This is a genomic window from Ochrobactrum sp. BTU2, from assembly GCF_024539785.1.
Taxonomy (GTDB): domain Bacteria; phylum Pseudomonadota; class Alphaproteobacteria; order Rhizobiales; family Rhizobiaceae; genus Brucella; species Brucella anthropi.
In genome coordinates, this window is sequence record NZ_JAHWRG010000003.1 from 62892 (window position 1) to 75137 (window position 12246).

Consider the following 12246-nt stretch of genomic DNA (forward strand, 5'->3'; position numbering starts at 1 on the left):
ATCCAGTAACTCAGCCCTGCTGATAAAGCGAGTAGGCCTCCTCGCCGCTCGCATTCTTATGAATAATCGCCATCAACCCGCGCACCACGGCGCTTGGATTGGCATGCTGATATATGTTGCGTCCATAGACCATGCCCATTGCACCTTGCTGCATCAAGGCTGCAGATTTTGCAAAAACGGCGGAGAGATCTTCCTTACCGCCGCCACGCACCAGCACCGGACAGCGCGCCGTCTCTACGACACGATGGAAATCCTCTGCATTTGTTGTCGGGTCTGCCTTGATGATGTCGGCTCCCATTTCGCGGGCAAGCCGCGTAAGCGTCACGATCTTGTCGGCGTCACCATCGACCATGTAGCCGCCGCGCTCTGTGACTGGCTGCATGACGAGCGGTTCGATCATCAGCGGCATACCGTATTTTTCGCAATCTGCCCGGACGCGGGAAATGTTCTGCACGCATTGACGAAAGAGGTCTGGCTCGTCCGGCAGCATGAAGAGGTTCACCACCACGCAGGCCGCATCCATCTGCAGCGCTCCGATCAGCGGATCGGCCTCGTTCTGCAGCACAGCCCACATGTCGCGATGGCGAATGCGGTTATAGGGATTGCCCATATCGAGGCGCATAACCAGCGCTGGCTTATCCTTGCCGGGAATATCCTGCAGCAGATCGGCCTGACCATAGTTCATCTGAATTGCATCAGGCTTAGCGTCGATCAATGCCTTGATGACAGCTGGCATATTCTCCAAGCCGTCGAGAAAAGAGGGCTCATTGCACACGCCATGGTCAACAGCCACATCCAGACAGCGACCGTTGCCGAACAGCCGGTTCATCCGGACTTTGCGGTTTTCTCGCATAATTCACTCCTTTGTTCGTTCCTTGCGGAAAGGGTTTCTTCGGCGACGCCGTGGCGCTCGCGCATGAGGGTTAGAAATCGCGTCAGCTCTGCTTTTTTGTACTTTGGTGACCAGCTTTTCTCCGTCGCCAGCAAATCAAGCACAGCCTCGGTCATGGCGAGAGATAGTTCGCCGGAAATCGCCAATGTCGTGCGCCGCAAAAGCAAGTCATCGAGACGCTCGACCGCCTCTGTGCGGATGAGATACAGGAGCTCCCGCGTGCTGTAGTCGGTATTGGGCAAGACGTGATCCGCCCCTGTGGCAATGAAGCGGGCTATTTCGGCGGCATCGGTGCCATAGCGTTCAAAGAGGATTTCAAGGCGATCCGCAGGCAGCCCGGTGGCGACAGCCAGTTTTCCGATCCAGCTTTTGCTGTCTTTCGGAAATGAACGTCCGCCGCCTATTGCGCGTTCCGCCGTGTCGATCCGTCGTGACAGACCCAATCGCTTTAGCACCATGTCGGCAGCCATTTCGCCAAACGAGCGGAAAGTCGTCCATTTTCCACCGATCATGCAGAGGACCGGCGGACGCCCGTTCTGCCCTTCGAGCACCGTGCAGAAATGGTCGCGTGGGATACGCCCCGTAAAACTGTCATTGCTAACTGGCAGCGGGCGCACACCTGCGAACTGAAAGACAATTTGGTCGGGATGTATTTTGATCTCCGGTAGGACGAAGGTGAGCGATTGCAGGATATAGTTCCGTTCATCTGTCTCGCAGCGAACCACGCCAGGGTCATCGACGCGGATATCGGTCGAGCCGACGAGAACTTTGTCGAGATAGGGAAACAGGATGCAGATGCGCCCGTCCTCGTTCTCGTAATAGATCATGTGCCCATCAAGACTGTCACTGAGAGCAGGATTATCTACAATGAGATGCGAACCTTTGGTGCCTCCCATCAGCGGGGCAGGTAGTGCCTCTTTCGGAAACAGTGTGCCATTCGCGATATCGATCCAGCCGCCCGTCGCGTTGATGACCAGCCGCGGCTGGATAGAGAGTGTTTCGCTGGAAATACCGTCGAATAACTGGAAATCACCACCGCCACTTTCACAAATTGCCGCATAGTTCAGCGCCCTGGCATTCGGTCCAGCTGAAAGACCGTCGCGAAGAAGCTCGATCCCGATCCGCTCGGGATGGCTGACCCAGGCGTCGAAATAGGTCGCGGAACTGCGTATTGCGGGATTAAGCGAAGGCCATTTCGCAAGCGTCGTCTTGCGGCTGCGAAAACGGTGCTTCGGCATCAATGCCCGTTTGCGCGTCAGGAAATCGTAGATGCTCAGACCCGTCTTGACAGCGATTGCACCACGCCGGCTTGGACGACGGGTAAGCCCCAGAAAGCGCACGATCCCATTGCCTAGTCCCGAGAACGTATCGAAGATCGGAACAGTTGTCGGTAGTGGTGCCACATAATGGGGAGCATTGCGCAGCAGCCTGTCACGCTCGACAAGGGATTCCTTCACGAGGCTGAATTCGCCATTCTCCAGATAACGCAAACCGCCGTGAACCATCCGCGAAAGCGCCGCGCTGGCACCCGAACAATAATCGGACTGCTCGACCAGCAGCACGTTCACGCCCTGCAGCGCAAGCTCGCGAAAAACGCTGAGCCCGTTGATGCCGCCACCGACGACACAAACGTCCACCTTCGGGCTCTGGCGGAGCCCGTCCAATACTTCTTTACGGTTCATGATGGCCGTCCGTTATCCGTCCATGTTAACCAGTTGTGCCGAAATGGCCGTGTCTATAGCCGCAAGATCATCGGACAAAAGCCGGAGCCTTCCTGCCTGCGCATTGTCGAGAGCCTGCGCCGGATTTCTCGCCCCGCAAAGTGCGAAGGTCACCCCCTGCTGCGCCAGCGTCCAAGCAATCACGATCTGGGCGATCGTCGCGTTATGGCGATCAGCGACCGGCTGTATTGTCGTCGCGAAATCCTTTGCCTTCTGTCGGTTGGCAACGGAAAAGCGTGGATTGTCCTTGCGTTGATCGTCCCCGGAAAACACACGTTCCGGCCCGATCATGCCTGACAGAAGACCAAGCGCGAGTGAGGAATAGCTCAACGTCGATACGTTGTTTGCAGTGGTAAGCGGCAGCAAGTCTTGCTCGATCTCCCGATCGATCATGCTGAACCGCTCCTGGATCGCATCGAGCGCGCCAGTCTGGATATATTGTTCCAGTTCCGGTCGGTTGAGGTTGCTGGCACCAACAGCCCGGATTTTACCAGCCTGTTTCAGTTCCTCAAGCGCCGCTACAGTCTCTTCGATTGGCGTCGTCGGGTCCTGCCAATGGGTGATGTAAAGATCGATATAATCAGTACCGAGACGACGCAGGCTTTCTTCTACCTCGTGGATGATCGCATCCCGCCCCAGATAGCGATGAACTGGGTTTCCATCCTGATCGAAGAAGTGCTGCCCTTTCTGGGTGTGCCAGACGAGGCCGCATTTGGTCGCGATCACCGCCTTGTCACGACGCCCGGCAATCGCCTTACCGACTATTTCCTCGGAGCGTCCGAGGCCGTAGGCTGGCGCCGTATCAATCAGTGTCACGCCAGCGTCCAGCGATGCCTGGATTGCTGCGATGGATTGGGCTTCATCCGTTCCGCCCCACATCCAGCCGCCTATAGCCCATGTACCGAGACCGACTGCGGACGCCCTGACGCCGGAACGCCCGATTTCGCGGATCAACTGTTCGCCGCTCATGCGGAATATCCTTCTTGGGATGCAAGTTCGAGAATGCGGGCGCCAGTCGCTTCGTCGGTGACAAGCGTATCGAGATGATTGCCGCGGAGAACACTCAGGATAGACTCGGCCTTGTTCAATCCGCTTGCTACACCGATCTTCGTCGGGATATGCGCAAACTCATCCAGCGTTAGCGAGACCAGCGCACGGTTGAGGCTATAGTCGCAAATCCGTCCCTCCACATCGAGCAGATGGGCGAGAAGTTCCGCACTGGCACCGGAATGTTCGATAGCAGTGCGATCTCCGCTCGAAGAAGGGTGCAGGTCGTAATAGGTCGAATCCGTGCTGACGATGGACCCGATGCCGACAACTGCAATTTTGGCTTCCCGTGCCCGCTGGAATACTTCCGCTACGGAGCGCATGTTCATCAGCATCGCACGTTGTCCGGCGTCATCTGCAAACAAAGGCGCATGTATCTGATATGAGTGTCCGCCGAGCTTTTCGGCCATCAACGTCGAGACGTGATTGACATCGGTATAGTGCTTTCCCTGCACACAACCCGTCGCCGGAATGACCTCTACATTGAAGTTGCGCGGTGCCTGAATGCCTGCGACAACGGCGCTGACACCTTTGCCGCCGGTGATGCAGATTGTGTCGCCATCGGCGATTTCTTCAAGAAGCAGGCGGGCAGCGGCTTCCCCCACCGCCAGCAAAGCCGTTTGCGGGTTGTCGGATGCGGTCGGCACAACGATGGCGCGGCTAATGCCACCAAGCGCCAGCAATCGTTCTTCCAGATCGATAAGAGGCTCGACCGGCGACTTGATCTTGATTTCTACAAGGCCAAGCTGGCGGCCGCGTTTGATGAGCCGGTTTACAGTTGCGTGAGAAATCCCGAGCTGGTCCGCAATCTGCGCCTGTGTCAGCCCTTCCAGAAAATGCAGGACGAGCGCCTGATGCATCTGGCGGGCAATGACGATTTCCTCACGCGGCGCTATTGTTCTCGGTTTCAGTTTGGCAACGGACATATCAGGACGCCTTCCTCTTGTGCAGGAAATGGTCGATGGAAACGGCGGCAAGAAGAATGCAGCCCTTGATCATGTCCTGCCAGTACACCGAAACATTGAGAAGGATCAGCGAGGATGTGACCAGCGAAAGCAGAGCCATGCCGAGAATAGCGCCAAGGATAGTACCTGAACCACCGCTGAGCGATGCACCGCCGATGACTGCCGCAGCGATAATATTCAGCTCCATGCCAACACCAAAAGTAGGCGTAGCAGCACCGAAGCGGGACATATAAATGACGCCTGCAACACCGGCGAGCGTCGAGCACAACACCGTAACCCAGAATTTGACCTGGTTCGTCTTTATGCCTGAATAGAGCGCCGCTTTCTCATTGCTGCCGGTATAGAACACCTTGCGAAAGGCCGTGGCACGACGGAGCAGGAAGTCGAACAGAATGACGACGGCGACGAAAATCAAAATGACATAGGGGATGCCATAGAATGTGCCCTGCCCCACCGCTTTAAAGCTTGGCGGCAGCGTGAAAAGCGACAGCGGCGTTCCTTTGGTGATGATAAGGCAAAGACCGCGCACAATTACCATGGCTGCCAGCGACGTGATGAAATGGTTGAGGCCAACGACGGTTACAAAGAAACCCATAATACCGCCGATGGCTGCGCTCGTCGCGATACCGACAAGCGAAGCCGTCCATGGATCGAGCCCGGCCAGAAAGAGTGCGCCGGAAAGGACCATGGAAAAACAGACCACCGAGCCGACCGAAAGGTCGATGCCCCCGACAATCAACAGGATCGTCATCCCCACCACGACGATGCCTTCCACCGAGAAGCTCATCAACATCGCACGAAAATTGCCGAGCGTCAGAAAATGCGGCGACGCAAAACTCATCACCACGGCCAATGCCAGAATGATCGCAATCAAACCGGCTTCACGCATGGTTCCTATGCGCCTTATCGACGATTTTTTTGGCGCAGCCGCTGCCATTGTGTCGATTGCCATTTCACCCTCTCCCATTTTCTTTTCATGCGGCATGATGCGATGCCCGTTCCGCGCCAACACCTGAAGCAAGAAGGATCACTGCCTCTTCCGACATGGCATCCGCTGAAAGCTCTCCCGCAATGCGCCCCTCCCGGACCACCAGCACGCGGTCTGAAAGACCAAGCAGTTCCGGCATTTCCGATGAGATGACGATGATGCCGATACCGGCGCGCGCAAGCTCCCGCAGCAGGCGATGAATTTCCGCCTTCGCGCCAACATCGATGCCCCGTGTCGGTTCATCCATCAAAATGACTTTAGGCTTCACGGCCAGTTGCTTGGCGATTGCCACTTTCTGCTGATTGCCGCCTGAAAGTGATTTCACCGGCGCCTCGATGCCACCCATGCGCACGGAGAGCCGTTTCGCGAAGTCCTCCGCAAGTGCGGCCTCGGCTCGACCGTTCAGAAGTCCGGCGGCATTGGTCAGCGATTTCAGGTCCAGCACGGAAATATTCCGCGCGATGGACATCTCCAGGAATACGCCAGAACCTTTGCGGTCTTCTGAAAGATAAACAATGCCGGCCTTGGCGGCATCGGAATATGAATTGATCTTCTGGGTCTTGCCATGGAGGCGAACTGTTCCTGCGGTACGTGGGCGAAGGCCGCAGATACCTTCGGCAATCTCCGTTCGCCCCGATCCGATGAGGCCACCGACACCAAGAATTTCACCTTTATGCAGAGAGAAGCTTACATCTGTGAAACGCAACCCATCGCCAATATCACCAACTTCAAGAATGACTTCACCCGGCGCCTCCTGCGATCCAAGCTTATCGGGATAGAGCTGCGTGATCTCGCGACCCACCATCCGACGCACCACATCGTCGGGTTTCACATCTGCAATGCGATCGGTGCATACATAACGACCATCGCGGAAAACCGTCACCCGGTCGCAGAGGTTGAAAATCTCGGCCATGCGGTGACTGATATAGATGATGGAAATACCGTTTGCCTTGAGATCACGGATGATCGAAAAGAGCTGCTGTGCCTCCGTTTCGGTGAGCGCAGCCGTCGGTTCATCCAGAATCAACACACGGCAATCGAGTGTCAGCGCTTTGGCGATCTCCACGAGCTGCTGGCTGGAAATCGGCAAGTTGGCGACCTTTTGCCGAACATCGATAGCCGCCAAGCGGTTCATCACGATCTGTGCATCACGTTCCAGCGCGCGGTAATTCATGAAAGGCGAACGACGACGATTGGTCGTCGCCATAAACATGTTTTCAGCGACTGTGGCATCCGGGCAAAGCGCTATTTCCTGATGCACCAGACCGATACCGAGCGATTGCGCCACGGCGGGAGAAGCAATGTGAACCATCTTCCCGTCGATGCGTATTTCTCCCTCGGTCGGCTGCAAAACGCCAGCGATGATGCTCATCAGCGTCGATTTACCAGCACCGTTCTCGCCACAGAGCGCATGGACCTCACCACGTTCAAGCGTGAAATCCACTTGCGTCAGCGCCTTCACCGCTCCGAAATGCTTGGTTACCCCGTGGATGGTCAGCACCGGTTCAGCCATCTTTTTCCTCCCTCTTCATTCCAACCATCCGCACCACAGGGCGCGGATGGCTTCTTGAACGGAGCCTATTCCTCAATGCCCTTAGTACCGCGACGCTTCAGATATTTGTCCCAATAGAAGTCGTCCGCGTTTTCTGCGGTCACAATCGAGAGGCCATTATCGACAACGGGAATGCTCATCGGGTTGAAGCCGGAACGCTTGGCGTCATTCATCGGGTCGATCAGTTCCGGATGCTTGGCAAGCCACAGCAGCATGAAGCCCATATAGCCCTGCATGCCCTGGTTCGGATTGATCGAACCGAAGACTTCACCAGCCTTGATCATGTCGAGGATGTTGGCGTTGACGTCGGCACACATGACGAGAACCTTGCCACCAGCTTCTTTGTTCGCCTGCGCAGCCCCAATTGCGGAGTTGGCCTCCGGCATGAAAACCGCACCGAGGTTCGGATTGGCCTGAATGAGGCTCGACAGCCCCTGATACGCTTTCGTCGGGTCCTGATTGGAAGCAGCACGACCAACCAGCTTCATGTCAGGCCACTTCTCTTCCATGCGGGCGATGAAAGCCGCAATGCGCTTGTCGTGATTATCCTGCCCCGGATTTTCAAGAACAGCATACTCGCCCTTGCCACCCATTTTCTGGGCGATGGCATCAGCCGCATAGGTGCCTTCGCGGGTGTTGTCGGAAGTGATGAAGGACACGCGCTTCGACAGCGGAGAATCTGCTGCGAATGTGACGACCGCCGTACCCTGATCGATCGCCCGGTTGATGGGTTCGATGAACGGGTCAGAGTTCATCGGATGAACAAGAATACCAGCTGGATTCTGCGCCAACGCCTGATCGAACGTGGCGATCTGCTTGTTCACGTCATATTCCGGTGTGCCAGTATATTCCGTCTCGCAGCCGAACTGCTGGCCAGCCTGCTTGAACATTTCATAGACGGGAAACCAGTATTCAACGCCAGAAACCATGACGTTCATCACATATTTTTCGCCCGGTTTACAGCGGAACGGATTCTCGGTCTCGGCTGCCGTTGCGGAACCGGCCAGAAGCGTTACCGCAAGAACCGCCATTGCGGTCGTGCTCAGAAAATTGCGCAAGTGTCCTCCTCGAGGCCGAAGCCCCTCCCAAACGCGCGGAAAGCGTCCCAAAAACGCCGTTGATCTTTATGAAGACCGGCCCTCCTCCTCGAAGACCAGTATTGATAGCTAATCGCAAAGAAACGCGACTGTCAATATAATTCAGTATATGAAATATATTTCATACCATTTGTTCATTTCGCTTATAGTCAAGCTGGATCGGTGGCGAAGCGCATAACTGGTCGATGAAATTTTTGACACTGCCCGCGTATTCCCTACTTCTGAAAATGGCGACCACTTCCGACATGATCGGCTTTCCGATTATTGGAAGGAAAACCGTATTGGGCATGTGCACGACGTTTCTCACCACGCCCGGTATGACCGATATACCGGCACCCAGCGATACCTGTGTCAGAACAGCAAGAAGACCGCCCGGCTTTGCAATGATCCTCGGAGTGAAGCCTCCTCGTTTCGCGACCTCATATGTGCCCGCCTCCTGTTCCGGCAGAATAAACCGGCTTTCCGCAAGAAGAGCATGCTGATCCTCCAACTCAGCAACCGCAAGCCGATGGCCAGAGGGCAGCGCCAGACAAAAATAGTCTTGTAGCAAAACATGAGCGCTGAGTGACGGTGGGAGCGTCATCGGCATACGGACGAAGCCAATGTCGAGATGCCCGTCCTCAATGAGCTTCGGTAGATCCTCCATCGGAAATTCGCGCGAATGAAGCTCCACTTGAGGCCAATCATGCGAGAAACGGCTGATTTGCTTCTGCAAGGCCCCGGCATAAGCCGCCGAGCCGACATAGCCGATTTCGATCCGCCCGATCTCCCCTCGTCCAGCTCTGCGGCCGACACTTTCCGCCTTATCGAATTGATCCAACACCAATCTCGCTTCCTTCAGAAACACCTCACCCGCGGGAGTGATTGTGACTGAGCGTTTGGTTCTGAAGAAAAGTTTCGTACCGAGCCGCCGCTCGATTTCCTGTATCTGAACCGTGAGCGTCGGAGCCGCAATGTTCAACCGTTCTGCCGCTCTTGAAAAATGAAGCTCCTCGGCGAGTGTCAAAAAATAACGAAGATGCCTGAGTTCCATGAGTGGCTCCAATAATTAGGTAAAAACTAATATTATCTCAAAATGCCACGAATGAAAGAAATTCAAACATCCTGTTTATTGGCACCTCAAACGTAATGAAGGAAGTCCAATGTCCGCCCGTTCTGTCACAATCCTCGCCTCGTTGACCGCAACGATGACCCTCGCCGCAGCCTTCCCGGCATTGGCAATCGAATTGCCGACAAAGCCTTATCTTACTCTTGAAGCTGCCCGCTCCGTCGTAGCTGCTGCCGAAAAAGAAGCGACAGCGAACGGCTGGCCCTGCGTGATCTCAGTCGTCGATGCAGAAGGTCTGCAGATCCTCACGATACGCATGGACAACGCGTCAGTACCTGCTGGAGTCGAGCTAGCGCCCGGCAAAGCTCGCACAGCCGCGCTTTTCCGTCGGGAAAGCGGCGCTCTCGAGGATGCTATCAACGGGGCTCGCCCTGCCGCTATCACGGCGCGAGGTTTCGTACTCATGCGCGGAGGAGTTCCAATCACGGTGAATGGTACAATTGTTGGCGCCATTGGCGTATCAGCCGACACACCCGATCATGACCAGCAGATTGCGAAAGCTGGTGCAGCAGCATTGACAACCAAATGACAACTGTTCTCGCATCCGCGCCGCGCGTTACCAATTCAACTTTCATTTTGCTGACAGCCTCGACCGGTTGCGCAATGACCGTGCTGGACACAAATGTCGTCGCGATGGTCCTACCGACCATTGCACGGGAATTTTCGGCAAGTTTTGCTGACGTAGAGTGGGTCATCAGCACTTATGTCCTTTGCTTCGCGTCGCTGCTCTTGCCGGCTGGCGCTCTAGCCGACCGGTTCGGACGTCGCACTGTTTTTCTGATTGGAATTGGTGCGTTCGCATTCTCATCCTGGCTTTGCGGTGTAGCAGATTCAGCCGCTTCACTTTACCTTGCTCGCGCGTTGCAAGGCGCCAGTGCCGCCTTCCAGCTCGCACCTGCGCTCGCAATCATTGGCCATACGTTCCATCGCGATGAGGAACGTAACCGTGCATGGTCAATCTGGGGCGGCATCATGGGCCTGACCATGGTGCTGTCACCGATTATCGGAGGCCTTATCGCCCATAGTCTCGGCTGGCGTTGGGCATTCTACATAAACATACCTACCGGCATTGTGTTGGCACTGGCTACGCTGCGTTCCATCACCGATTCAAAAGATGAAAATGCGCGGCGCGTTGATCCAATCGGCATCGTTGCATTTGCGAGTACAATGTTCGGCCTCACATGGGGACTTATCAACGGACAGGCACATGGCTGGACCTCTTCAACCGCGATTGCAGGATTTGTCGGCGGCTTAGCCGGCCTCGCTATTTTCTTGGCTGCGGAGAATATCCAGCAGCGCCCGATGCTCGATCTCAGCCTGTTCCGCAATCCTCGTTTCATCGGTGGTGTTTGGGCTATGTTTGCTTATGCCGCCTGTGCACAGGTGATGGCATCCATGCTGCCGCTATTCCTTCAAAACGGCTTCGGTCAGCCGCCATTGCAAGCTGGTTTTGCCATGCTTCCATTTGCAAGCGCGATGCTGATCTTCCCCAATGTCGGGCGTTTTCTCGGAAAGAGAATGTCGTCACGGGAAATTCTGTCCTTTGGACTCATGATCGTGGGTATCGGTAGTCTTGTGACAAGCTTCGGCGCACATTCCGGCGCCTGGTCTATCGTTATGTGCGGTATGTTTCTGATTGGGAGCGGTGGCGGCTTGCTGAATGGTGAAACCCAAAAAGCGATCATGAGTACCGTTGCACGCGACCGTGCCGGGATGGCATCGGGCATCAGCACAACCGCCCGATTTACCGGCATTCTGCTCGGCTTCGCGGTCCTGAGCGGAGTGCTTGCAAGTGCTGTCCGGACTCACTTAATGCAGGCGGGCTGCAACGATCCGACATGCCGTGAAAATTTTGCTGACGCGATAGTCGCGGGCGACTTGCCCAACGCACTTGGTATGGTCGCACCTTCAGCGAGGATCGCCGCAACCGAACTTGCCATGCGAGGTTATTCTGCCGGCTTCTCGGTTGCAATTCTGGTTTCTGCAATCGTGGCCATCGCCTCCTCGCTTTTGGTCTACTGCCTGATGAAACGACAATAGCTTTCAGGCGAGAAGCTCTATTCTTTCTTGTATAGCGTGCGCGACCGCTCAAGATGTCGGAGCATGGCAGCCTCGGCGCGGTCCGCATCCTTAGCCGACAAGCAATCCAATATTTCCTCGTGCTCAACAAGGGTATATTTCTCTTTGCCGGTCCAGATAAGCATATGGGTGTGATACTCTTTCAGCCAAGCCAGCATAGCTTCGCTTACTGCGACCAATATTGGATTGCCAGCAATTCTAGCTATCCGGACATGAAACTCCATATCGGCAGCGATGAATGCTTCTGCATCACCGAGCGATTTCCGCTGCCGTTCGATGATCTCCCGCAGCTCGGCGATATCATCTTCCGTTGTCTTCTGTGCAATCTCGCGAACAATACCACGTTCGAAGAAAATTCGCGCGCTCTTCAAATCTTCCAGCGTGTCCATTGATTGCGCAATCATGATCTTCGCAGTCGGATCCACCTGCTGAAAGATCGACTTTGCCGTCAACTTCAAAACCTTGGCGCGCTCACCATGCGAAATGCTGACCAGCCCCATCTTGGCAAGTGACTGCATCGCCTCGCGGATCGCGGGCCGCCCAACGCCAAATCGCTCCATCAGAACGCGCTCGGACGGCATCTCGTCGCCCGGCGTCAATTCACCGGAAGTAATCATGTTTTCGAGCCGGTCGAAAACTTCGTCGGATAGTTTGCGGCGAATGATGGGTTCAATTGCTTGGGTCATGCGTCTCACTGCTCATGAGCTTTTCTCCCTTATGCATCTTCAAATGCTCTGAGGAAAGCCGTTACCCACACTCTCGCGACCGGTTAACAATTTTCCGCTTGCAGATATTGG

11 protein-coding genes are annotated in these 12246 nt (G+C 55.5%); 2 read left to right on the forward strand and 9 right to left on the reverse strand.

Annotated elements, in window-relative coordinates; translation table 11 throughout:
• Positions 1-10: 10 nt before the first annotated feature.
• The 8 genes from KWJ32_RS09365 to KWJ32_RS09400 form a co-directional block, all read right to left on the reverse strand.
• A complete protein-coding gene (locus tag KWJ32_RS09365) occupies positions 11-853 on the reverse strand; it encodes a class I fructose-bisphosphate aldolase (RefSeq protein ID WP_012092524.1) in 843 nt (280 codons plus the stop codon).
• A complete protein-coding gene (locus KWJ32_RS09370; RefSeq protein WP_012092523.1) occupies positions 826-2574 on the reverse strand; it encodes a glycerol-3-phosphate dehydrogenase/oxidase in 1749 nt (582 codons plus the stop codon). Before KWJ32_RS09370 ends, KWJ32_RS09365 begins: the two co-directional genes overlap by 28 nt.
• 12 nt (positions 2575-2586) lie before the next feature.
• Positions 2587-3582: an aldo/keto reductase gene (locus KWJ32_RS09375; RefSeq protein ID WP_012092522.1), complete on the reverse strand. Its 996-nt coding sequence runs from the start codon at positions 3580-3582 to the stop codon at positions 2587-2589.
• A complete protein-coding gene (locus KWJ32_RS09380) occupies positions 3579-4586 on the reverse strand; it encodes a sugar-binding transcriptional regulator (RefSeq protein WP_012092521.1) in 1008 nt (335 codons plus the stop codon). Before KWJ32_RS09380 ends, KWJ32_RS09375 begins: the two co-directional genes overlap by 4 nt.
• 1 nt (position 4587) lies before the next feature.
• Positions 4588-5577, reverse strand: a complete 990-nt coding sequence (locus KWJ32_RS09385; RefSeq protein WP_012092520.1) for an ABC transporter permease — start codon at positions 5575-5577, stop codon at positions 4588-4590.
• 22 nt (positions 5578-5599) lie between these two features.
• Positions 5600-7126, reverse strand: coding sequence for a sugar ABC transporter ATP-binding protein (locus KWJ32_RS09390; RefSeq protein WP_012092519.1), 1527 nt, complete (start codon positions 7124-7126; stop codon positions 5600-5602).
• A gap of 65 nt (positions 7127-7191) precedes the next feature.
• Positions 7192-8223: a substrate-binding domain-containing protein gene (locus tag KWJ32_RS09395; protein WP_012092518.1), complete on the reverse strand. Its 1032-nt coding sequence runs from the start codon at positions 8221-8223 to the stop codon at positions 7192-7194.
• A gap of 160 nt (positions 8224-8383) precedes the next feature.
• Entirely contained in the window at positions 8384-9295 is a 912-nt protein-coding gene (locus KWJ32_RS09400; protein WP_012092517.1) for a LysR substrate-binding domain-containing protein, read from the reverse strand.
• 109 nt (positions 9296-9404) lie between these two features.
• Here KWJ32_RS09400 and KWJ32_RS09405 point away from each other — a divergent pair, with 109 nt between their 5' ends.
• Both KWJ32_RS09405 and KWJ32_RS09410 read left to right on the forward strand, forming a co-directional pair.
• Positions 9405-9899 carry a heme-binding protein gene (locus KWJ32_RS09405; protein WP_012092516.1) on the forward strand — a complete coding sequence of 165 codons (495 nt, stop codon included), beginning with the start codon at positions 9405-9407 and terminating at the stop codon, positions 9897-9899.
• Positions 9896-11410, forward strand: a complete 1515-nt coding sequence (locus tag KWJ32_RS09410; protein WP_012092515.1) for an MFS transporter — start codon at positions 9896-9898, stop codon at positions 11408-11410. Before KWJ32_RS09405 ends, KWJ32_RS09410 begins: the two co-directional genes overlap by 4 nt.
• A 17-nt stretch (positions 11411-11427) precedes the next feature.
• On the opposite strand, the gene KWJ32_RS09415 is transcribed toward KWJ32_RS09410, so the two are convergent.
• Complete coding sequence (locus tag KWJ32_RS09415; protein WP_012092514.1) at positions 11428-12135, reverse strand: transcriptional regulator NanR; 708 nt, start codon at positions 12133-12135, stop codon at positions 11428-11430.
• Positions 12136-12246: the final 111 nt, after the last annotated feature.

Bases quoted from the DNA above. Each gene is read 5' to 3' on its own strand.
- KWJ32_RS09365 (WP_012092524.1), bottom strand. From the start codon at position 853: ATGCGAGAAAACCGCAAAGTCCGGATGAACCGGCTGTTCGGCAACGGT.
- KWJ32_RS09370 (WP_012092523.1), bottom strand. From the start codon at position 2,574: ATGAACCGTAAAGAAGTATTGGACGGGCTCCGCCAGAGCCCGAAGGTG.
- KWJ32_RS09375 (WP_012092522.1), bottom strand. From the start codon at position 3,582: ATGAGCGGCGAACAGTTGATCCGCGAAATCGGGCGTTCCGGCGTCAGG.
- KWJ32_RS09380 (WP_012092521.1), bottom strand. From the start codon at position 4,586: ATGTCCGTTGCCAAACTGAAACCGAGAACAATAGCGCCGCGTGAGGAA.
- KWJ32_RS09385 (WP_012092520.1), bottom strand. From the start codon at position 5,577: ATGGCAATCGACACAATGGCAGCGGCTGCGCCAAAAAAATCGTCGATA.
- KWJ32_RS09390 (WP_012092519.1), bottom strand. From the start codon at position 7,126: ATGGCTGAACCGGTGCTGACCATCCACGGGGTAACCAAGCATTTCGGA.
- KWJ32_RS09400 (WP_012092517.1), bottom strand. From the start codon at position 9,295: ATGGAACTCAGGCATCTTCGTTATTTTTTGACACTCGCCGAGGAGCTT.
- KWJ32_RS09405 (WP_012092516.1), top strand. From the start codon at position 9,405: ATGTCCGCCCGTTCTGTCACAATCCTCGCCTCGTTGACCGCAACGATG.
- KWJ32_RS09410 (WP_012092515.1), top strand. From the start codon at position 9,896: ATGACAACTGTTCTCGCATCCGCGCCGCGCGTTACCAATTCAACTTTC.
- KWJ32_RS09415 (WP_012092514.1), bottom strand. From the start codon at position 12,135: ATGACCCAAGCAATTGAACCCATCATTCGCCGCAAACTATCCGACGAA.